Origin of the sequence: Amycolatopsis sp. FU40, assembly GCF_021903635.1 — a bacterium.
GTDB classification, from domain to species: domain Bacteria; phylum Actinomycetota; class Actinomycetes; order Mycobacteriales; family Pseudonocardiaceae; genus Amycolatopsis; species Amycolatopsis dendrobii.
In genome coordinates this window covers 7,687,532-7,706,797 of record NZ_CP091381.1, presented here as the reverse complement: position 1 = coordinate 7,706,797, position 19,266 = coordinate 7,687,532, and the positions used below count along the sequence as shown (strand labels likewise).

At 68.9% G+C, this 19,266-nt stretch carries 24 protein-coding genes; 11 read left to right on the top strand and 13 right to left on the bottom strand.

The genetic code is table 11. The features are described from left to right. Positions 1–2: 2 nt before the first annotated feature. Both L3Q65_RS36300 and pknB read left to right on the top strand, forming a co-directional pair. Positions 3–1,238 carry a serine/threonine-protein kinase gene (locus L3Q65_RS36300; RefSeq protein WP_182893537.1) on the top strand — a complete coding sequence of 412 codons (1,236 nt, stop codon included), beginning with the start codon at positions 3–5 and terminating at the stop codon, positions 1,236–1,238. Next, positions 1,235–3,220 carry a Stk1 family PASTA domain-containing Ser/Thr kinase gene (gene pknB / locus L3Q65_RS36295; protein WP_182893536.1) on the top strand — a complete coding sequence of 662 codons (1,986 nt, stop codon included), beginning with the start codon at positions 1,235–1,237 and terminating at the stop codon, positions 3,218–3,220. The genes L3Q65_RS36300 and pknB overlap by 4 nt, the downstream gene beginning before the upstream one ends. A gap of 63 nt (positions 3,221–3,283) precedes the next feature. Here pknB and L3Q65_RS36290 read toward each other — a convergent pair whose 3' ends face one another. The 4 genes from L3Q65_RS36290 to L3Q65_RS36275 all read right to left on the bottom strand — a co-directional run bounded on the left by L3Q65_RS36290 (position 3,284) and on the right by L3Q65_RS36275 (position 5,838). Beyond that, on the bottom strand, positions 3,284–3,613 hold the full coding sequence (locus L3Q65_RS36290) for a hypothetical protein (protein ID WP_182893535.1): 330 nt from the start codon (positions 3,611–3,613) through the stop codon (positions 3,284–3,286). A 130-nt stretch (positions 3,614–3,743) separates the two neighbouring features. Then, positions 3,744–4,388, bottom strand: coding sequence for a hypothetical protein (locus L3Q65_RS36285; protein ID WP_237597693.1), 645 nt, complete (start codon positions 4,386–4,388; stop codon positions 3,744–3,746). After that, positions 4,376–5,179, bottom strand: a complete 804-nt coding sequence (locus tag L3Q65_RS36280) for an ABC transporter ATP-binding protein (protein ID WP_304504590.1) — start codon at positions 5,177–5,179, stop codon at positions 4,376–4,378. Before L3Q65_RS36280 ends, L3Q65_RS36285 begins: the two co-directional genes overlap by 13 nt. 14 nt (positions 5,180–5,193) lie before the next feature. Next, complete coding sequence (locus L3Q65_RS36275; protein ID WP_182893533.1) at positions 5,194–5,838, bottom strand: aminodeoxychorismate/anthranilate synthase component II; 645 nt, start codon at positions 5,836–5,838, stop codon at positions 5,194–5,196. 110 nt (positions 5,839–5,948) lie between these two features. Between L3Q65_RS36275 and L3Q65_RS36270 the strand changes: the two genes are divergently transcribed. After that, a complete protein-coding gene (locus tag L3Q65_RS36270) occupies positions 5,949–7,265 on the top strand; it encodes an FAD-dependent oxidoreductase (RefSeq protein ID WP_182893922.1) in 1,317 nt (438 codons plus the stop codon). Here the strand turns inward: L3Q65_RS36270 and L3Q65_RS36265 are convergent. After that, positions 7,262–8,155 (bottom strand): NADP-dependent oxidoreductase, encoded by an 894-nt coding sequence (locus L3Q65_RS36265; RefSeq protein WP_237597691.1) that lies wholly within the window; start codon positions 8,153–8,155, stop codon positions 7,262–7,264. The genes L3Q65_RS36270 and L3Q65_RS36265 overlap by 4 nt on opposite strands. 62 nt (positions 8,156–8,217) lie before the next feature. On the opposite strand from L3Q65_RS36265, the gene L3Q65_RS36260 reads away from it, so the two are divergent. Together L3Q65_RS36260 and L3Q65_RS36255 are read left to right on the top strand one after the other, a co-directional pair. After that, positions 8,218–8,817, top strand: a complete 600-nt coding sequence (locus tag L3Q65_RS36260; protein ID WP_237597690.1) for a TetR/AcrR family transcriptional regulator — start codon at positions 8,218–8,220, stop codon at positions 8,815–8,817. A 130-nt stretch (positions 8,818–8,947) separates the two neighbouring features. Further along, positions 8,948–9,334 carry an SCO5389 family protein gene (locus L3Q65_RS36255; RefSeq protein ID WP_043831500.1) on the top strand — a complete coding sequence of 129 codons (387 nt, stop codon included), beginning with the start codon at positions 8,948–8,950 and terminating at the stop codon, positions 9,332–9,334. A gap of 24 nt (positions 9,335–9,358) precedes the next feature. On the opposite strand, the gene L3Q65_RS36250 is transcribed toward L3Q65_RS36255, so the two are convergent. Genes L3Q65_RS36250 through L3Q65_RS36240 form a run of 3 tightly spaced genes read right to left on the bottom strand, consistent with a single transcriptional unit; the run spans position 9,359 to position 11,453 of the window. After that, positions 9,359–10,372 carry an LLM class flavin-dependent oxidoreductase gene (locus L3Q65_RS36250; protein WP_237597689.1) on the bottom strand — a complete coding sequence of 338 codons (1,014 nt, stop codon included), beginning with the start codon at positions 10,370–10,372 and terminating at the stop codon, positions 9,359–9,361. Beyond that, positions 10,342–10,500, bottom strand: a complete 159-nt coding sequence (locus L3Q65_RS36245) for a hypothetical protein (RefSeq protein ID WP_182893530.1) — start codon at positions 10,498–10,500, stop codon at positions 10,342–10,344. Before L3Q65_RS36245 ends, L3Q65_RS36250 begins: the two co-directional genes overlap by 31 nt. Continuing rightward, positions 10,500–11,453 carry a class E sortase gene (locus L3Q65_RS36240; RefSeq protein ID WP_220507861.1) on the bottom strand — a complete coding sequence of 318 codons (954 nt, stop codon included), beginning with the start codon at positions 11,451–11,453 and terminating at the stop codon, positions 10,500–10,502. Before L3Q65_RS36240 ends, L3Q65_RS36245 begins: the two co-directional genes overlap by 1 nt. Before the next feature lie 634 nt (positions 11,454–12,087). On the opposite strand from L3Q65_RS36240, the gene crgA reads away from it, so the two are divergent. Then, positions 12,088–12,354, top strand: coding sequence for a cell division protein CrgA (gene crgA, locus L3Q65_RS36235; protein WP_037809181.1), 267 nt, complete (start codon positions 12,088–12,090; stop codon positions 12,352–12,354). Between the two features lie 85 nt (positions 12,355–12,439). After that, positions 12,440–12,868, top strand: coding sequence for a PH domain-containing protein (locus L3Q65_RS36230; RefSeq protein ID WP_237597688.1), 429 nt, complete (start codon positions 12,440–12,442; stop codon positions 12,866–12,868). Here L3Q65_RS36230 and L3Q65_RS36225 read toward each other — a convergent pair. Next, on the bottom strand, positions 12,854–13,816 hold the full coding sequence (locus tag L3Q65_RS36225; protein WP_182893529.1) for a rhomboid family intramembrane serine protease: 963 nt from the start codon (positions 13,814–13,816) through the stop codon (positions 12,854–12,856). The two genes, L3Q65_RS36230 and L3Q65_RS36225, sit on opposite strands and share 15 nt — an antisense overlap. 43 nt (positions 13,817–13,859) lie before the next feature. Beyond that, positions 13,860–14,384 carry a peptidylprolyl isomerase gene (locus L3Q65_RS36220; RefSeq protein WP_009085526.1) on the bottom strand — a complete coding sequence of 175 codons (525 nt, stop codon included), beginning with the start codon at positions 14,382–14,384 and terminating at the stop codon, positions 13,860–13,862. Positions 14,385–14,590: 206 nt separating this feature from the next. Here L3Q65_RS36220 and L3Q65_RS36215 point away from each other — a divergent pair, with 206 nt between their 5' ends. Next, the gene (locus L3Q65_RS36215) at positions 14,591–15,232 is read left to right on the top strand and encodes a hypothetical protein (RefSeq protein ID WP_182893528.1); all 642 of its coding nucleotides are present in this window, start codon (positions 14,591–14,593) and stop codon (positions 15,230–15,232) included. A 63-nt stretch (positions 15,233–15,295) separates the two neighbouring features. Here L3Q65_RS36215 and L3Q65_RS36210 read toward each other — a convergent pair whose 3' ends face one another. Both L3Q65_RS36210 and L3Q65_RS36205 read right to left on the bottom strand, forming a co-directional pair. Continuing rightward, a complete protein-coding gene (locus tag L3Q65_RS36210) occupies positions 15,296–15,748 on the bottom strand; it encodes a hypothetical protein (protein ID WP_182893527.1) in 453 nt (150 codons plus the stop codon). A 140-nt stretch (positions 15,749–15,888) separates the two neighbouring features. Further along, a complete protein-coding gene (locus tag L3Q65_RS36205; protein ID WP_182893526.1) occupies positions 15,889–16,416 on the bottom strand; it encodes a DUF2020 domain-containing protein in 528 nt (175 codons plus the stop codon). Between the two features lie 95 nt (positions 16,417–16,511). On the opposite strand from L3Q65_RS36205, the gene L3Q65_RS36200 reads away from it, so the two are divergent. After that, on the top strand, positions 16,512–17,183 hold the full coding sequence (locus tag L3Q65_RS36200) for a hypothetical protein (protein ID WP_182893918.1): 672 nt from the start codon (positions 16,512–16,514) through the stop codon (positions 17,181–17,183). 1 nt (position 17,184) lies between these two features. Next, positions 17,185–17,823 carry a pyridoxal 5'-phosphate synthase gene (locus tag L3Q65_RS36195; RefSeq protein WP_182893525.1) on the top strand — a complete coding sequence of 213 codons (639 nt, stop codon included), beginning with the start codon at positions 17,185–17,187 and terminating at the stop codon, positions 17,821–17,823. Here L3Q65_RS36195 and L3Q65_RS36190 read toward each other — a convergent pair. Further along, complete coding sequence (locus L3Q65_RS36190) at positions 17,820–18,707, bottom strand: hypothetical protein (protein WP_237597687.1); 888 nt, start codon at positions 18,705–18,707, stop codon at positions 17,820–17,822. The genes L3Q65_RS36195 and L3Q65_RS36190 overlap by 4 nt on opposite strands. 107 nt (positions 18,708–18,814) lie before the next feature. Here L3Q65_RS36190 and L3Q65_RS36185 point away from each other — a divergent pair, with 107 nt between their 5' ends. Next, positions 18,815–19,258 (top strand): helix-turn-helix transcriptional regulator, encoded by a 444-nt coding sequence (locus L3Q65_RS36185; protein ID WP_009085513.1) that lies wholly within the window; start codon positions 18,815–18,817, stop codon positions 19,256–19,258. Positions 19,259–19,266 lie beyond the last annotated feature (8 nt).

The following is a 19,266-nucleotide window of genomic DNA, read 5'->3' as shown; positions in this document are numbered from 1 at the left end:
CGATGCTGTCCTCGGGTCAGCTGCTGGCCGAGCGCTACAAGCTGACGAACCGGATCGCCGTCGGCGGGATGGGCGAGGTCTGGCAGGCGAGCGACACCCGGCTCGACCGGATCGTCGCGGTGAAGGTGCTGAAGGCCGAACTGTCCGGCGACGCCGAATTCCTGCACCGGTTCCGGACCGAGGCACGGATGACCGCCTCGCTCAACCACGCCGGGATCGCCGCGGTGCACGACTACGGCGAGACGGTCAACGAGGACCTGTCCATCGCGTACCTGGTGATGGAGTACGTGGAGGGCGATCCGCTCGCGGGCATCCTCGCCAAGCACGGGCGGCTCACCGCGGACTACACGCTCGACCTGCTCGAGCAGGCGGGCACCGCGTTGCAGGCCGCGCATGAACAAGGCCTGGTGCACCGCGACGTGAAGCCGGGCAACATCCTGGTCACCCCCGCGGGCAAGGTGAAGATCACCGACTTCGGCGTGGCCAAGGCCGCCGACGCCGCGCCGGTCACGCGGTCCGGCATGGTCATGGGCACCGCGCACTACATCGCGCCGGAGCAGGCGCTCGGCCAGGACGCGGAACCGGCCAGCGACGTGTATTCGCTCGCGGTGTGCGGGTACGAATGCCTCGCCGGGCATCGGCCGTTCCTGTCCGAGAACGCGGTGACGGTCGCGATGATGCACATCCGCGACGTCCCGCCGCCGCTGCCGCCGGACGTCCCGCCGGGCGCGCGGGCGGTGATCGAGGCGACGCTCGTGAAGGACCCCCGGCAGCGCTACGCCAGCGGCGGCGAGTTCGCCGGCGCGATCGCCGCGGTCCGGGCAGGCCGCCCGCTGCCCACCCCGCTCGGCCTGGTCAACGCCGCCTACGCGGCAGGCCAGGCGCCGCCGGTGCCCCCGGTTCCGCCCGCAGTGCCGCAGGCGGCCGGCGCACCGGTCGGACCCAGTTCCAACCCGGCGTTCCGGCCGCTGTCGGCTCCGCCGGGTCCACCGGTCCCGCCGCCGAAACGGAACCAGTGGGGCTGGTGGGTGCTGCTCGCGGTGGTCATCGTCGTGGTCTTGGTGGCCGTGGCGTTCTTGATCGCGAGAGTGGTGTCCTCCGGCAACGGAGGACCGCCGCGAAGCGTGGACAGCGGGAGCGAACCGACCTCAGCCACCCCGGCCGGTACGAGCGAGGCCCAGGGCCTGCAAGGCATGATGACCACACCTTGGACGGAATGGAACGGCACGAAGCGATGACGACACCCAGACTGCTCTCCAATCGGTACGAGCTGGGCGACACGCTCGGGTACGGCGGTATGTCCGAGGTCCACCACGGGCACGACGTGCGGCTGGGCCGGGAAGTCGCGATCAAGGTCCTGCGCGCGGACCTCGCCCGCGACCCGCAGTTCCAGGAGCGGTTCCGCCGCGAGGCGCAGAACGCCGCCGCGCTGAACCATCCCGCGATCGTCGCCGTGTACGACACCGGCGAGGCGAACACCGACGTCGGGCCGCTGCCGTACATCGTGATGGAGTACGTCGAAGGCCGGACGCTGCGGGACATCGTCAAGACCGAGGGCCCGCTGTCGCAGAAGCGCGCGATGGAGGTCATGGCCGACGTCTGCGCCGCGCTCGACTTCTCGCACCGGCACGGCATCGTGCACCGCGACGTGAAGCCGGCGAACGTGATGATCACGAAGAACGGCGCCGTCAAGGTGATGGACTTCGGCATCGCGCGCGCCATGCACGACGGCCAGTCGGCGATGACGCAGACCGCGGCCGTCATCGGCACCGCCCAGTACCTCTCGCCGGAGCAGGCGCGCGGCGAGTCGGTGGACGCCCGGTCGGACGTCTACGCGGCGGGCTGCGTGCTGTACGAACTGATCACCGGAGAGCCGCCGTTCACCGGCGATTCCCCGGTCGCGGTGGCGTACCAGCACGTGCGGGAGGACCCGAACCCGCCGTCGTCGGTCAACCCGGCGGTGTCGCCGGAACTGGACGCGGTCGTGCTGAAGGCGCTGGCCAAGGGCCCGGCGAACCGGTACCAGTCGGCCGCCGAGATGCGTTCCGACCTGGTCCGGACGCTGTCCGGGCAGCGTCCGTCGGCCCCGATGGTGATGTCGGACGACGAGCGCACCCAGGTGATGAACGCCGACCGGCGCCAGCCGCAGGCTTACGACGAGTACGCCGACGAGCCGGACGAGGACCCGCGGGCCAAGCGCCGCCGCCGGATCATCTTCGGGGTGATCGCCGCGCTGCTCGTGGCGGGCGTGGTGCTGCTGATCTTCTGGCTGAGCGGATCGTTCCGCGACAAGAACGAGACCGCGCAGATCCCGCCGGTGGTCAACCAGCAGGTCACCCAGGCGAAGACGGCATTGCAGCAGGCGGGCTTCTCGTCGTTCGCGCCGAACAAGACCGTGGTGTGCGGTCCGGAGGCGAACAACCCCGGCGGGCAGACCTGCACCGAGGACCAGATCGGCAAGGTCATCGCGATCGACCCGGAGGTCGGCAAGACGGTGCCGACCACGTCCACGATCACGCTCACCGTCGGGCAGAAGCCGGGCAGCACGACCGTGCCGGACCTGCACGGCAAGTCGGCGGACGAGGCGAAGGCGGCGCTCGAGCAGGCGAAGCTGAAGCTCGGCAACACGACGTCGCAGCCGGTCGACAACCCGAGCGACGTCGGCAAGATCGTGTCGCAGAACCCGACCGCGAACTCCTCGGCCACCGAAGGCACGCCGGTGGACATCGTCGTCGGGTCCGGCGTCAACCAGAAGGAAGTGCCGAACACGGTCGGCAAGGACTACGCGACGGCGAAGCAGATCCTGCAGAACGCCGGGTTCAAGCCCCAGCGGGTCGACCAGGCCTCGGACCAGCCTAAGGACCAGGTCATCGAGCAGCAGCCGAACGGCGGCAACCTGCCCCCGAACAGCACGGTGAAGCTGATCGTGTCGTCCGGCCCGCAGCAGATCCAGATGCCGGACCTGACCGGGATGACCGAGGATCAGGCGACGCAGAAGCTGCAGAGCCTGGGCTGGGCGGGCAGCATCCAGACGCAGTCGACGCACGGCGGCGGCGGCCAGCCCAACACCGTGGTGAAGCAGAACCCGCAGGCGGGCAGCCAGATCAGCCCGACCCAGTCGATCACGCTGACGATCAAGGAGGACGACGGCAGCGGCTCGACGACGTCCAGCTCCAGCGGCGGGATCTTCCCGCCGGGCGGAATCCGCAACAACGGCTGACCAGTTTCACGAGAAGGGCCCGCACGGTGCGCACCGTGCGGGCCCTTTTTTCGCGCCGGCCGATCAGTCTTGGTCGAGGAAACTCCGCACGCTCGCGAGCACCTCGTCTACGTCATGCCCGCCGCCGCAGTCGACGTCCAGCTCTTCGACGGCCCCGGACCGCTTCACCGTGAGCGACACCTGCCGTCCGGCGCGCTGCCGGTGCAGCCAGCCGAAAAGCGACCGGCAGAAGGTGCCCGCCGACCGGCTGCTCACCATCACGACCACTTCGCTGCCCGGCCCGGCGAGCCGCACCCGCCCGGCCAGTTCGTCCTCGGCGCCGAGCCAGGAAACCAGCTGCTGCAACTCGTCCGCGGAGCCGTCCACGGTGATCGCGGCGATCCCTGCCGTCACGAATGCTCCCCTCCCGGGCCCAACAGACGGCGCGAGGGTAACCGACTCGCCGCCTGACCCGGAACCCCCAAATCGGCATTTGCCGAATGCAATATGCAGACAGCCGACAAACTGAGGAATATTCCCGCTCTCAGGACCGATGCGCCGAGACCGCGCCCACCACAGTCATGCTCGCCGCCAGCGATACCACCGACGTGCCGATCGCCAAGCCGAGCGGGCCGCCGTACGGAGCGCCGCTCATCAACGCCTCCAGCAGCGGATGCACCAAGGGGACCCATTTCCCCAGCAATACCAAGCCAAGCACGAGAACAGCGGCGAGCACGGTCCAGCCGATGCGCGAAACCAGCAGCCGCGAGCACGGCAGGCCGATCGCGATGCCGACCAGAGCGCACGCGAGATGGGTCGCGAGCCCAGCGCTGATGATCTGCCCGTGCAACTGATTCCGATGCGTCGCGGCCCACGCGACGGTCACCACCGTGCACACCAGGGTGCAGCCGAACACTGTCAGCACCGCGCCGCCGATGGTCTTTCGGTTGCCGCCCGCGTGGTTGAGCGTGATCAGGCGCTGTACCGGATCTTCGATGTCCAGCAACGCGATCGTGAGCCAGCAGCCGAGTACGAGAACCCCCGCGCCGCTCACGCCGAACAGCGGAAGCACTGGCGAACTCGGGTCCGCGTAAAGGATTGAGCACAACGCGAGGTACGCGAGTGCGGCGGGCAAATAACGTTGCGAATGGCCGAGCAGCGCCAGGTAGTAGCGGCTCACTGCGAACACGGTGCCACCTCCCGCACCGACCAACCGCCGGACAGTGCGCGCAGCAGCACGGCGTCGGCGTGTTCGGCGTCGACCGTCAGGACCACACCGCCCGCCCGGTCGGCGACCGCGTGCACGCCTGGTTCGGCGGACCAGTTGTCGACGCTCGACGACACCGGCAGCAACGTGATCCGCTTGCGTTCCGGATGCGTTTCCAGCGGCGCGACCCGGCCGGAGTCGAGCCGATATACCTCGTCCGCGTGTGCGCGCACCACGTCCGGCCGGTGGTCGGTGAAGACGACGCTCGCGCCGCGTGCGCGGGTTTCCGCTACCAGTTCGCCGAGCACCGTGTGAGTGCCGACGTCGAGGCCGGACCAGGGTTCGTCGAGGATCAGCAGATCCGGCCGCGCCAGCACGGCTTGGGCAAGACCGACCTTCTGCGCATTGCCTTTCGACAGCGTGCGCAGTTGCGCGTCCGGGCTGCCGACCAGTGCGAGCCGCTTCAGCAGCGGATCGATCCCGGAGAGATCAGCCAGCCCGCGGATCCGCGCGAGATGCCGCAGGTACGCCCGCGCACTCAGCCGCTGGCCTCCGGGGAACCGGTCCGGCAGATAGCCGACCGCCGGGCTCCCGGTGATGTCGCCGTACGACGCCCGCGACACCCCGGCGAGGATCCGTAGCAAGGTCGATTTGCCCGATCCGTTGGCGCCGAGGATGCCGACGACCTGCCCGGCGGGCACCTCGAAATCGATGTGCGTCAGGACGGGTTCGCCGCTGCCGTACCGTTTTCCGACTCCGCTGAGCCGGATCAGCGGGGTCGGCGCGGTCACGCAGTCGCGGCCTTCTGCAGGGTGCGGGTGGCCCGCTCCAGGTCGTCGACGACGGTCGGCGCGACCGGGTGGCCCGCCGAGGCCATCCAGTTCGCCAGCATCCGGTGGCCGCATTCGGTAAGCACGGATTCGGGGTGGAACTGCACACCCTCCAGCGGCAGTTCGCGGTGCCGCATACCCATCACGATGCCGCTTTCGGTGGTGCCGGTGACCTCGAAAATGTCCGGATCGATGGTGTCCGGCAGCACGGTGAGCGAGTGGTAGCGAGTGGCGGTGAACTCCTCCGGCAGCCCGGCGAGGATGCCGGAGCCGGTGTGCCGCACCTGGCTGGTCTTGCCGTGCAGCAACTCGTCCGCGCGGTCGACGGTGGCTCCGAAGTGCACGCCCAGCGCCTGGTGGCCGAGGCACACGCCCAGCATCGGCGTGCGCGTCTCGGCGCATTTCGCGATCACTTCAATGCTCTGACCTGCACGTTCCGGCGTTCCGGGACCTGGGGAGACGAGCACCGCGTCGAAGTCCGGCACGCGGTCGAGGTCGACGACGTCGTTGCGCCACACCGTGCAGTCGGCGCCGAGCTGCGCCAGGTACTGGACGAGGTTGTAGACGAAGCTGTCGTAGTTGTCGACGACGAGAACGCGCATGCCGCCAGCTTAGCGGCTCCCACCTGCTGGACCGTACGCCAGATCACAGTGAAAGTTAGGATCACCTAACTTACCGTGGACCGGTGAGCCGAATCCTTCGTGTCGCCGTGGTGGGCGCTGGCCCCGCCGGCATCTACGCCGCCGACCTGCTGGACAAGTCCGGCGCGAACGTCGAGATCGACCTGTTCGAGCGCATGCCCGCGCCGTTCGGGCTGATCCGCTATGGCGTCGCGCCCGACCACCCGCGCATCAAGGGCATCGTCAACGCCCTGCACAAGGTGCTGGACCGGCCGAACATCCGGCTGCTCGGCAACGTCGACTACGGCACCGACCTGAAGCTGGACGACCTGCGCGAGTTCTACGACGCGGTCATCTTCGCGACCGGCGCGATGGCCGACCGCGCACTCGACCTCCCCGGCATCGACCTCGAAGGCAGCCACGGCGCCGCCGACTTCGTGTCCTGGTACGACGGCCATCCGGACGTGCCGCGCACCTGGCCGCTGAACGCGTCGTCGGTCGCGGTGCTCGGCGTCGGCAACGTCGCGCTGGACGTGGCGCGCGTGCTCGCCAAGACCGCCGACGAACTGCTGCCGACCGACATCCCGGCGAACGTTTACGAGGGCCTGAAGGCCAGCCCGGTCACCGACGTGCACGTGTTCGGCCGCCGCGGTCCGGCGCAGGCGAAGTTCTCGCCGCTGGAACTGCGCGAACTGGACCATTCGCCGAACGTCGAGGTCATCGTGCACCCCGAGGACATGGAGTTCGACGAGGCCAGTGTCGCCGAACTGCGGTCCTCGAAGCAGACCGACATGGTCGTGAAGACGCTGCAGGAATGGGCGATTCGCGACGAAGGCACTCGTCCGCGGCGGCTGCACCTGCACTTCTTCCACGCGCCGGCTGAGGTGCTCGGCGAAGACGGCAAGGTCGTCGGCCTGCGCACCGAACGGACTGAGTACCGCGACGGCAAGGTCGTCGGCACCGGCGAGTTCCACGACTGGGACGTGCAGGCGGTGTACCGCGCGGTCGGCTACCTGTCGTCGCACCTGCCGGAAATCCCGTTCGACCACACCGCGGGCGTGATCCCGAACCAGGGCGGCCGCGTGCTGGATCTGGACGAGAACCAGGTCCCCGGCGTGTACGTGACCGGCTGGATCAAACGCGGCCCGGTCGGCCTGATCGGCCACACGAAGGGCGACGCGGCCGAGACCGTCGCGAACCTCCTGGCGGACGCGGACACTCTCGCCGCCCCGCGGCATTCGTCGCCGGACGCGATCCTGGAATTCCTTGCCGCGCGCGGGATTTCGTTCACCACCTGGGAAGGCTGGGGCAAACTCGACGCGCATGAGAAGTCGCTCGGCGAGGCTGAAGGACGCGAGCGCGTGAAGGTCGTGGAGCGCGACGAGATGGTGCGGGTTTCGCGCGCCTAGTTCAGGTAGACGATCTTTCCGCGGGCGTGCCTGCTTTCGCTCAACTCGTGCGCGGCCGCGGCTTCGCTCAGCGGAAAGGTCGCTGCGACTGGGATCTTCAGACGTCCTTCCTCCGCGAGTTTTACCGCTGCGGCAAGCCCGTGTACTGCCAACGGATCCGCGCCGGGGAGCGCTGCGCTGTGCGAGAAGTGCACGCCGTGCTGCGGCGCGGTGGCGTCGGTGATGGTCACGATCCTCGCGGGGTCCCCGGCGATCTCGATCAAGTCCGGCAGTACTCCCCCGGCACAGTCGAAGACCGCGTCGACGCTGCGGACTCGGTCGACCAGCCCCGGGCCGTATGCCGTCACTTCAGCACCAAGGGAACGCAGGAAATCGTGGTTGCGCGGGCTCGCCGTGCCGATGACGGTGGCACCGCGCGCGATCGCCAACTGAACCGCGACCGCGCCGACCCCGCCCGCCGCGCCGTGTACCAGGATCGTTCCGCCAGGAAGCTGGTCCAACACCCGGGTCGCGGTTTCGACCGCCCCTGCGGCACCTCCTGCCTCAGCCCAGCTCCACACGTCCGGTTTGACCGCCCAGTGCACCAGAACGGCGTATTCAGCGTTGGCTCCACGACGATTCGCGTCGGTCATCCCGAAGACGTGCGCACCGGGCTCAATCCCGGTGACCCCATCACCCACTTCGTCCACCACGCCAGCCGCGTCGTATCCCGTCCGGAACGGGAGCCTCATGCCTTTGCGCGCCCCAGACCGGATGGCGGTTTCGCCCGCGGAAAACCCGGACGCACGCACCGAAACGCGAATCTCCCCAGGCCCCGCGTGTGGTTCGGCGACATCGACGACGTGCACGACGCTGGGCGGGCCATACTGGTCAAACTGGACGGCTTTCATGCGTTCGACGGTATTCGAGCAGGTCAGCGACCCAGCCGGAAGTGAGAGGGGTGACGGCCGAAGTGAGACGGACCGATGCCGCCCACAACCGCGTCCGCATCCTCGCGGCGGCCCGGGTGGCTTTCACCGTCCGCGGATACAGCGTGCCGATGCGGGAAATCGCGCGGCAGGCAGAGGTGAGCGTCGCGACGGTTTATCGGCATTTTCCGGCCAAAGACGCACTGATCGCCGAAGCGTTCGCCGAGGAGCTGGCGCTGTGCTCGTCAATCGTCGAGGAGGGTTTGTCGGCGGCTGATCCGTGGCAGGGTTTCGTCCTGGTGCTGGAGAAGCTCACCGAGGTGCATGCCCGCGAGCAGGGTTTCCGCGCATTCGTCGCACAACTGCCACGAAGACTCGACTTCGCCGCCGACCGCGCCCGCACGCTGCGGCTGCTGCTCGAACTCATCCGCCGAGCGAAGGAATCCGGAGACCTGCGCTCGGATTTCGTCCTGGAAGACCTCGTGCTGGCGCTGGTCGCCAACGAGGGAATCCAGGTGGAACCGGCTTCCGCGCGCGTCGCAGCGGTGCGTCGGTTCACGGCGTTGCTGCTCCAGTCGTTCCGGGCTCACCCGGATGCCGGACCGCTGCCGCCTGCTGTGCGGGTGCCGCTCCGCCGGGCTTAGCAACGGCACTCGCCGTGCGGCTGTTCCGGTGGGAGTGATCCACCAAAGTGGTGATGAAACTCGTTTTCTCTTGTGGCCGGGTCCGGCGGGCCGGTAGCTCTGAGGGGTACCGCTGACCATGGAGGTTGTCTTGTCCTTGGACGTATCGCCCGCGCTGCTGGAAAAGGCCGAACGCGGGGAGGTCTCCGACGCCGAGTTCGTGGCCTGCGTGCGGGAATCGCTGCCGTACGCGTGGGAGGTCATCACCGGAGTGATCGCGGAAGCGGACACCGCCGCGGACGGATTCGCGGACAACGAAACCCCGCCGCCGGACGAGACCGCCCGCGGGCAGCTGCTGCGAGCACTGGCCTCGGACGCGATCCGGGGCGGGCTGGAACGGCACTTCGGGGTGAAGCTGGCGTTCCAGAACTGCCACCGGGTGGCCGTTTTCCGGGACACGGACGGGGATCGGTACCGGGCGTTCGTTTCGCCTCGGGGGCAGTTGCTGAACCAGAGCCCTGAACTGCGGGACTGCTGAGCACCGAGGGCTCGAACCTGCGACCTAGAGACTAGAAGGCGCAAGTCCCCGCAGCGCGGGCAACACCTCAGCACCGATCCGCGCGATATTGGCGAGAGTCCCCTCCGGCGTGCCGGACCCTTCCACGAACATGATCACGTGGGACACCCCGGTGCGCCGGAGGCTCGTCCGCAGAGTCTCGACGCACTGCTCAACCGGACCGACCGGATGGATCGCGCACAGCTTTTCCGTGTATTCCCAAGGATCCCGAGCCGGACCAGGACGATCGTCCACCGGCACGTGGGCGGCTAAGCCATCCGACAGCCAACCCGGCAAAGCGCGGCGCACCACCGCGGAAGCATCGTCGCCGACCTGGCACAGCACCGTTGACACGTGGGCCGCGGGCGCACCGTAAGCGGCGACAGTTGCCGCCTTCTCCGCGTCATCCGCGTGCAGGCCGAGCAACAACGGCAACTTACGTTCCGCGGCGAGCCGGACCGCGGAGGAAGTGGGGCCGCCGCAGGCCACTACAACGTTCAAAGATCGTTGCGGGACCGGGCGAAGCCCGACTTCCCGGAAAGCAAAATGCGAGCCCTCGGCCGAGACTCGGCCAGTCGCGGCGGTCAGCAGAAGATCCACCGACTCGGCGAAACCTGTTTCGTAGCGCGGCAATCCGGTGCCGAAGACTTCGAGATCTTGCCACGGCCCACCCCGTCCGACGCCTAAGCGCAGGCGGCCGTCGGAAACGGCGTCGAGCATGGACCACTGCTCCGCCAACGCGACCGGATGCGTCGTCGACAGCACGCTCACCGCGGTGCCGACGCTGATTCGCGACGTCTGGCCGAGCACGTGCGCGGCGAGCGTGATGGCCGACGGACACACGCCATACGGCATGAAGTGGTGCTCGGCCAGCCACACGTCGTCGAAACCAGCGGCTTCGGCGGCGCAGGCCGCACGGACGGTGCGCCGCAGGACGGCGGCGTCGTCCTGGCCCGGGAAGCGGCCCGAGACCAGGAAGACCCCGAACCTCAGTTGTTCACCGACACGTTGTTGAACCACAGCAGCGGGTCCAGCCACGGGAACACCACGAACATCAGCAGCGCCACGATTCCCAGCACCAGCACGAGCGCGAGCACGAATTTCACCGCGAACGGTCCGGGCAGATGCCGCCAGAGCCAGCCGTACATCAGGACGCCACTCCGATCTTCTTCAGCAACGTCGTGTAATCCGGCACCTGCGTCTTCGGCACCTGGCGGGTCAGCACCGAGGTGATGATCAGCCGCTCCTTCGCCGAGAACTGCGGGTGGCACGTGGTGAGCGTGAGCAGCGAAGCCTGCTGCGCCTTCGGCAACGCCCCGGCCGGCTTGTACGGCACCGGGTTCACCGCGTCGCCCTGGCTCGGCTGGACTACCTTGCGGCCGAACGTCTCGTCGTACGGACCACCGCCGGGGATGCTCGAGTTGCGCAGCGTCCCCACGCCCTTGCACTCCGGCTGCGCGCCCTTGCCGCTGCTCCAGCCCTTGATCTCGTCGTCGTACGGCAACACCTGGTAGATGAAAAAATCGGTGTGCGTTTCGATCACGATCTGGTCGCAGGAACTCAGGTTGTCCAGGTCGTTGAACGGCGCGCCCTTGCCGACGCGGTGCCCGGCGATGCCGAAGTTGCCCGGTTCGCCCGGCAGCGCGGTGCCCTTGTAGTGGCCGGGGCCGACCGCGAGCGAATCCTCGCCGGTGCCTTCCTGGATGGTGAAGTTGAAGTCCGCGCCGAACGACGGGATGTGGATGCGCGCGAACGCCTTGCCGTCGATCAGCTCGGGGTGCAGCGTGCGGTCCTTCGCCCAGTCGCCGTCGAGCTGGTCGCTCGCGGTGTGCTGTTTCTCGGCGGAGAACAGGTCGGTGACCCACACCTCGTACACCATGAACAGCAGCACGACCACGCCGAGCGTGATGAAGATTTCGCCCGCGGTGCGGATCGCGAGCCCGCCCTTGCCCAGCGGCGGCGGGGTCTTCTTGGCCTTCTTGTCGTCCTCGTCGGCGACCGCGACCGCCGAGAACACCTCGGTCGGCTGCTCGGCGAACTCCGGGCCGGTCATCCGCCGCCGGGACGGATCCGGGGCCGCGGCGCCCACCCGGCGGGGCATCTGACGGCCTTCTTCCGGCTGACGACGGCGTCCGGCGGGGTCTCCTGGCTGTGCGGCGCGGGGATCTCCGGTACGCCGCGGGTCGCCGGGACGTCGCTGCGGGGCTCCTTCGGCGCGGAACTCAGCGGTACGGCGGGGCCCGTTCTCGCGCGGGAAATCACCGCCGCGGGGGTCACCCTCGCGAGGCCTGCCTTCGCCCGTCCGGCCCTGCCCGGGCCGGTTTTCGCCGCCGTCCCGGCGCGGCCCGCCCCGGTCGATCGGCGTGCGCTGTTCGGGTGATCTCCGGCCTGGGTCCCCGGCCACTCTTCGCCGCGGCGGGGTCTCCCCGGATTGCCTTCTCGGCGGCGGCGCCTGGCGGCGGACCGGGCGGTCAGGTCCCGTGCCGGGGCGGCGGTCGTCCTCGCCCGGCCAATCTTGCGGCGTCACGCAAGCTCCTCCCGCGCCCGGCCGGAGTCCTCCTCGGCACTCCAGGTGGCGCTATTGTCACAGTCTGAGAAACCCGACCGCTCCCGCCCGGTGCTGCGGAGCCGTCCTTTACGTTAACGTGTGCACGTGGCGCTGGTTGCGCACCCCGACAGCGGGACCTCGTCCAGGATGCCGCCACCAGGAATGCCCGAGAGCACGCGAGGAAACGATGCCGAAGTCGAAGGTCCGCAAGAAGACCGCGTACACCCCGCCTGTCGACCGCCGCACCCCGGTGAAGGTCCAGGCCGCGGGACCGTCGAACCTGTTCTACAAGATCGTCATGTTCGGCCTCATGCTCCTCGGGCTGGTGTGGCTGGTCGTGAACTACATCGCGGGCGACAAGGTTTCGTTCCTCAGCGAGCTCGGAAACTGGAATTTCGCGATCGGATTCGCCGCGATGATCGCCGGTCTGCTGATGACGATGCGGTGGCGCTGACCATCCGCCGGATCGGCTTTGCTCCGGTCGGCCGATTGACACCGAATCACACCGGTGTGACTCATCCCCAGTGTGGATAACCCCTGTGGATAACCACCCGACCTCGTGGGCCCCGCGCCGAAACCTCGTGGTAGTGGCGTGGGGCCTGACCACGTTGCTGCTGGTCGGAACGGTCCTGGACACGCTCTTCGGCGACGGAAAGGGCGCGGTGCTCACCGGCCTCGCGACGCTGGCAGTCGGCGCGTTCGCGGTCCACTGGACGCTCGTGCGGCCGCGTCTGTCCGCCGACGAGCACGGTCTTCAGACCCGCACGCTCACCGGCACGCACCAGCTCCCCTGGACCGGCACGACGGTCCGGCTGCGCAGCACCCGCCGTCTCGGCCGCGACGGCGTGACGCTTGAACTGGAGCACGACGAGCAGCTGTTCATCTTCGGGCAGACCGACCTCGGCGAGGATCCTCGCGACGTACTGGACGTGCTGACTGAACTGCGGACCCGCTCAGCCGGAGCGTGACTGCGTGCAGCCGTAATCAGTCCGGCCTTGGAACTGGTGGAACTCGCACGACACGGTGGGGATCTGGGTGGCTCGCCAGCTGATCAGCCCGACGAGCGCGACCGCGACGATGACCGTGCCGATCGCCTGCCACCTGGCCAGGTTCCGGGCCGGCGCGTACAGCATCGCGGCCGTCACCAGTGCCCCGGTGACCAGCCCGCCCGCGTGCGCGTAAATCGAGATGCCGGGGATGGCGAAGGTGACGTAGGCGTTGATCACCAGGTTGACGAGCAGCGCGGAGGGGTTCAGCCGGAGCTTCAGCACGATGACCGCGTAGCTGCCGAGCAGTCCGAAGATCGCCCCGGACGCGCCCGCGGTGGCGCCGTCGACGTCCTGGAAGAGCAGCACCGCGGTCGAAGCGCCGAGCATCGACACGAAGTAGAGCGCCAGGTACCGGATCTTGCCGAAGACCTGCTCCAGCGCCCGGCCCATCATCCACAGCGAGAAGGCGTTCGCCGCGATGTGAATGGGCCCGTAGTGCAGGAAGCCGGAGGTGAAGATCCGCCACAGCTCGCCGCCGCCGAGCGTGGCCGACGGCCACAGGACGCCCGCCTGTTCGACGGGAGCGACCTGGTTGGCGAACAGGCTCTTGGCCTGGAGAACGGTGATCAGGAAGACCACCACGTTCACCGCGATCAGCGTCGCGGTGACGGTGTAAGAATTCGAAAGCCGGGCCCCGGCGATCGTGCGGGAGCCCATTCCGGCGTCGCGGTACTGCCGGTGCTGCTGTTTCTGCTGTTGCGCCCCGGTCTGGACGCAGTCCGTGCACTGGAACCCCACTGGGGCTTCGCGCAGGCAGTCCGGGCAGGCCGGACGTCCGCAGCGGGCACAGCTGAGACCGGTCGGGCGGTTCGGATGCCACCAGCAACCGGGAAGAGACGGCGCGGACGGGTTCGGCGGTTGGCTCACGATGACTCCAACCTACCGAAACCCCATCCCTGCCTGCGGCGCGTCAGTCTTCGACGGTGATCTTCTCGATGACCACGTCGGACAGCGGGCGGTCCGCCGGTCCGGTCGCGGTCGTCGCGATCGCGTCGACGACGTTGCGGGACTCCTGGTCCGCCACCTCGCCGAAGATCGTGTGCCGGAAGTTCAGGTGCGAGGTCGGCGCGACGGTGATGAAGAACTGCGAGCCGTTGGTGCCCGGCCCGGCGTTCGCCATGGCCAGCAGGTACGGCTTGGAGAACTGCAGCTCGGGGTGGAACTCGTCGCCGAACTTGTAGCCGGGGCCGCCGCGGCCGGTGCCCGTCGGGTCACCGCCCTGGATCATGAAGCCGTCGATGACCCGGTGGAAGATCGAGCCGTCGTAGAACGGACCGGAGTTGCCGCCCTTCGCGTTCGGCTGGGTGTACTCCTTGGAGCCGGTGGCCAGCCCCACGAAGTTCGCCACGGTCTTCGGCGCGTGGTCGGGCAGCAGGTTCACGTGGATGTCACCCTGGTTGGTGTGCAGGGTGGCCTTGCGGGCGCTTTCAGTCACGCCGCCATCGTGCCACCCCTTCGCACAAATGGGGGGTTCAGGGGGCGTCCCCGGCCCGTCGCGCTGGACACCGGCCCAGGAAGAGGGCACTTTCCCGAGGTTTCCGGAAGGCCCGCAGCGGGAAGCCGCAGCGGTGCGGGCGGAAAAAGGGCAGGATAGATGTCAAGCAACAGATCTGTTTCACAACGATTGATGAGGTGAAGACCATGACCCGGGCCGTGGAATCGGTCGGTGAGTCGGCCAAGTCCGGCTCGGCGGACCTGCGGAAGCTGGTCGTCGAGGCGGGCAAGGCGGGCGCGAAGGCCGCCGAGGCCGGCGCGGAGGAGCTGGGCAAGCGGGGCCGTCGCGCCCAGCGCAAGCTGGCGAAGAAGACGGAGCTGACTCGCAAGGAGCTGAAGAAGAGCTCCGCCGCGGCGCGCAAGGAAGCGCTCGCCCGCATCGCCGAGCTGAAGAAGCCGGGCCGCAAGGCCAAGAAGGCCGCGATCAAGGCCGCCGCGTCGGCCGGTGAGTCGAAGCGGCGCGGCAAGAAGGACTTCAAGGCGGCGAAGAAGGAATTCCGCGCCGCTCTGGAGGAGGCGAAGAGCGCCGCCAAGGGCACCCGCAAGCGCCGCCGCTGGCCGTGGCTCCTCGGTCTCGGCGCGGTCGCGGTCGGCACCGCTGTCGCGTTGAAGTCGCGGCAGCAGGAGCCGCCGGTCGCACCGGCCCCGCCGAAGGCCACCCCGCCGGCTCCGCCCGCCCCGCCCGCGAAGCCGGCTCCGGAGGCCAAGGACGCGAAGGACGCCAAGCCGGGCGAGCCGAAGACGAACGGCAAGGCGCCGAGCACGTCGGCTGCGGAGAAGAAGAACTGAACGCGCGAAAAGGGCCCCGGGAAGTGCGTCCCGGGGCCCTTTTTCGTATGTCGCTCAGCCGGTTCAGGCCGCGGCGGCGTGCTTGTCGATCAGCTGGCCGAGACGCGGCAGCGCCTCCTCGACGTTCTTCTTGCCGTTCGGGCGCAGCTTCGAGTAGACCTTCTTGATGCTGTCGCGGCTGCTGCGCTCGGCGCGGGCGTCGGTGACCCCGAGCAGCGCGTCCGAGGCCTCGTCCGAGCGGCTGGTCAGGTAGGCGCCGAAGTCGTTGCCGCCCTGGGCGCGGAAGTCGCCGTAGAAGGGCTCGAGGGCGTTGGAGAAGTCGTCCAGCAGGCTGTCGATCGCGGACGGGATGATGCCCGGCTTGATCTTCTTGACGGCGGCGAAGCCGGTCTTCACGACCGCGCCGGAGACCCCGCCCTTGTCGGCGACCTCGGCGTCCACGAGCTCCGCGAAGTCGGAGACCACGGTGGGGCGACGGCTCGAGTCAAGCAGGATTTCCTTGAGGGTGTCAGCCACGAATCTGTCCTTGTCGTCGAAAAGGGGTAACCAAGTATGTGGTGCCGGACCGGCACCCGGCGCGCGAGTGTTGGGGGGACCGCGCGTGCTGCTTAGAGTAATACAAGATCAACTTCACTCACCCGTGCGGAGCCCGTTACTCAGAGCTTCAGGGCAGCGATAGCCTTTTTCGCCACTGTGCGTGCTTTGATGCTCTGCTTTTGGTTGCTCGTCACGATGACGGCGGCCTCGCCCTTCGCGACGGCGTAGACCACCCCGTCGCCGGCCGGCTGATAGCCGCCCTTCCACCCCGCCGGTTCCGTCGCCGGATTCGACGTGTCGACCGGCGCGGCCTTGTTGACCAGCGCCGTAGCGACGTCGCTCTTGCCCACGTACACCCGCACGGTCAGCTGGAGACTGCCGTCCGGGCGGTAGAAGAAGCACGTCGGATGCGGCTCGTCGTCGGACACGCTCACCTTGGTGACGTGCTGTCCGTTCGCGTCCTGCACCGTCTCGTTCGACAGGTACGGGCACTCCGCGGTGCGCACGGGCTGCGGATCGGGCGGCAGCCCCGCCGACGCCGACGCGGAACTAGCCGGCGCCGAAGACGGGGTCTCCTTCGCCGGGCTCGACGGAGTGCAGCCGGCGAGCAGGACCAGGGCTGGGGCGAGAACGAGAAGTCGGCGCATGGCGGGCACAGTCAACCATGCCCGGTGAAGTCCGTGCGAAGGCGGCGCGTGCGACGATGGCGGCGGATTCCGCTCAGCCCGGGGAGGTCGCGGACGTGCTCACGCCCGAGCAGTATTTGCAGGTGGTCGCCGAACGCGTGGTGCGCAGCGGCGGCAGGCTCAACACCGTCCAGATCGGACCGGTGACGTGCGCGGTCGGCCTGTTCACCGAGTCGATCATGCTGTCCACGATGAACTACTGCGTGGTCGCCGGGGCGTATCCGAACATCGACGCGGCGACGCTGCAGCAGTTCACCGGCATGGCCACCCAGCACGCCCGAGCCAACGTGCAGGGCACGATCGGCTGGACCGCGGCGTCGGTGGTGATCTGCGGGCTCGTCGGCCACGTGCACCCGGACGCCGCGCAGTTGGCGAGCGCGAAGACGAGCAACCAGTTCGGCGGCGAAACCCGGATGGTCGCGGTGGATCCGCACGCGGGCATGACCTACGCGTTCACCGGAGGGAAGCTCTGGGGCGCGGCGATGCACGGCGCGATCAACGCGAAGCTGACGTTCTGCTTCCCGCAGCCGGGCGAGGCTTTCCAGCAGGTGCAGTGGCAGCAGCAACAGGCCGCTTACCAGCAGCCTCCGCAATCGGGTCCCGGCGGTTTCCCCGGGCAGATCCCGCAGGGGCCGATGCCGCAGACTTCTCCCCCGCCCGCCGCGGGGCCGGCCGGGCCGCAGCCGCCGCACTACCCGCCGCCGGGGCAACCGCCGTACGGTCGGTGACATGGTTTCGTTGCGCGGCTGGCAGTCGTTTCCCGAACAGCTCCCGGAATTCGATCCGGACCACACACCGGAAACACCGGAGGAGCTGTTCCTCGCCTGGCTGACCGAAGCGGGCGAGCACGTGCTGGCCCCGCACGCCGTCACTCTGTCCACAGTGGACGCCGACGGGGCTCCGGACGCTCGCGTGGTGATCCTGAAGAACGTCGACGAGGACGGCTGGGCGGTCGCGACCAGTTCGGAGAGTCCCAAGGGCCAGCAGCTGGCGGCGAACCCGCGCGCGGCGTTGACGTTCTTCTGGCCCGGCCGCGGACGTCAGGTCCGGGTGCGCGGCTTGGTGGTCCCGGCCGCGCCCGAGGTGTCCGCCGACGACTTCCTCGCCCGGCCGCCCGCGTCGCGGGCCGAGGCGTACGTCGGGCATCAGTCGGAGGTGCTGTCCGATCCGGAGAAGCTCGTCGAAGCAGCCGCGGCGGCCGCGGATTGGGTAGCGGAAAACCCGGACGTGGCACCGGAAACGTGGACGCGCTACCTGATCCAGCCGGAATCGGTGGAGTTCTGGCAGGCCTCGCACGACCGGCGGCACCTCCGGGTCCGCTACCGCCGCGAACCCGCGGGCTGGGTACGCGAACGCCTCTGGCCCTAGCCGAGCCGCGAGTTGGCGCGCAGCTTGGAGATCGCGCCGACGGTGGCGTAACCACGCCATTCCAGCGCGGCCGCCGGGGAGAAGCTGGCGAAGTCGACCGTCCAGCCGCCGTCGGGCTGCTGGCCCTGTTCCAGCCGGGTCAGGTCCGCCTCGATCGCTTCCGCGGTGAACAGCCGCCGCGACGGTCCCGGCACCGGGCTGAAGTCCAGCGGACGCAGCACCTCGCCCTCGGAACCGCCCTGTACCGGCACGATTCCGCTCTCCGGCAAGAACTTCCCCAGCTTCGTCAGGAGTTCGCCCGCTTCCGGATACCGCTCGTACCCAGCGTCGAGCAGGTGGATCGCGAAGCTCAATTCGATGACGTGCGGCATCTCCTCAAGCTCCCGGATCGCCCGCAGGCACCTCTCGGTCGCCCGCGCGAGCCACGGATGCGCCGCGACCGCCTCGTCGTGTTCGGCGACCCGCCACGCGGCCGAAGTAACGAACGCGGTGCTCTGCAACGAGAACACCGTCGGATCGGCTCCGGTCCAAAAGGGAGCGCACGCGGTCGGGTCGGCGACCGGGAACGCGAACGGCAGCCCGCCGTCCGGGAACGCCACCGATTCCAGCCAGTCGCACAACTGCACTGCGTGCGGCGTGGTCACCGGTGCGACGTCGGCGAACATCTCGAACACGTGCAGCGCGCCGCCCGGCTGGCTTTCCGGCGCGCGCAGGTCCGGTTCCAGGCCCCAGCCGTAGCCGCCGTCCGGATTCCGGTAGGCCGCGACCGCGGCGAGCACCTCGTCTGCCCGCCCGTCTCCGTTCAGCAGCTCGAACCGCCGCTGGTCCAGCAACCTGCCGTGCCCGGCGAGGAACGGGGCGACGGCTTCCAGTTTCACAGTCACCCGGAGACCGTCGCACGAGCCCGGCGCGCGGGTCTTGAACGAATCGGCCACCAGCCCGAAAGAGCGGATTACTGGGGCTTGGGCGATCGCCGTGGCACGATTCGGAAGTGACCAGCAAACCGGACGACGCGCAGCGATTGGCCGATCTCGCACGGTTGCGCCGGGTGCGCGACCGGATCGACCGCGAGTACGCGCGTCCCCTGGACGTCGAGGCGCTCGCGCGGAGCGTCAACGTGTCCGCCGGGCATCTGAGCCGGCAGTTCCGCGCCGCTTACGGAGAGTCGCCGTACTCGTATTTGATGACCCGCCGCATCGAGCGCGCGATGGCGTTGCTGCGGCGAGGCGACCTGAGCGTCACCGAGGTGTGTTTCGAGGTCGGGTTCTCGTCGCTCGGGACGTTCAGCACGCGCTTCACCGAGCTGGTCGGGAAGCCGCCAAGCGTTTACCGCCAGGAGGAGACCGGGGCGACCGAGGGCATGGCTCCGTGCGTCGCCAAACAGGTCACGCGACCGATCAGGAATCGAGAAGCACCCCGCTCGGCGCGAACCTAGTGTGATCG

Excerpts from the sequence above, each read along its gene's own strand:
- L3Q65_RS36245 (WP_182893530.1), bottom strand. The coding sequence starts at position 10,500 with ATGTACGGCTGGCTCTGGCGGCATCTGCCCGGACCGTTCGCGGTGAAA.
- pknB (WP_182893536.1), top strand. The coding sequence starts at position 1,235 with ATGACGACACCCAGACTGCTCTCCAATCGGTACGAGCTGGGCGACACG.
- L3Q65_RS36265 (WP_237597691.1), bottom strand. The coding sequence starts at position 8,155 with ATGAAAGCCGTCCAGTTTGACCAGTATGGCCCGCCCAGCGTCGTGCAC.
- crgA (WP_037809181.1), top strand. The coding sequence starts at position 12,088 with ATGCCGAAGTCGAAGGTCCGCAAGAAGACCGCGTACACCCCGCCTGTC.
- L3Q65_RS36275 (WP_182893533.1), bottom strand. The coding sequence starts at position 5,838 with ATGCGCGTTCTCGTCGTCGACAACTACGACAGCTTCGTCTACAACCTC.
- L3Q65_RS36215 (WP_182893528.1), top strand. The coding sequence starts at position 14,591 with ATGACCCGGGCCGTGGAATCGGTCGGTGAGTCGGCCAAGTCCGGCTCG.
- L3Q65_RS36195 (WP_182893525.1), top strand. The coding sequence starts at position 17,185 with ATGGTTTCGTTGCGCGGCTGGCAGTCGTTTCCCGAACAGCTCCCGGAA.
- L3Q65_RS36205 (WP_182893526.1), bottom strand. The coding sequence starts at position 16,416 with ATGCGCCGACTTCTCGTTCTCGCCCCAGCCCTGGTCCTGCTCGCCGGC.
- L3Q65_RS36300 (WP_182893537.1), top strand. The coding sequence starts at position 3 with ATGCTGTCCTCGGGTCAGCTGCTGGCCGAGCGCTACAAGCTGACGAAC.
- L3Q65_RS36240 (WP_220507861.1), bottom strand. The coding sequence starts at position 11,453 with ATGCCCCGCCGGGTGGGCGCCGCGGCCCCGGATCCGTCCCGGCGGCGG.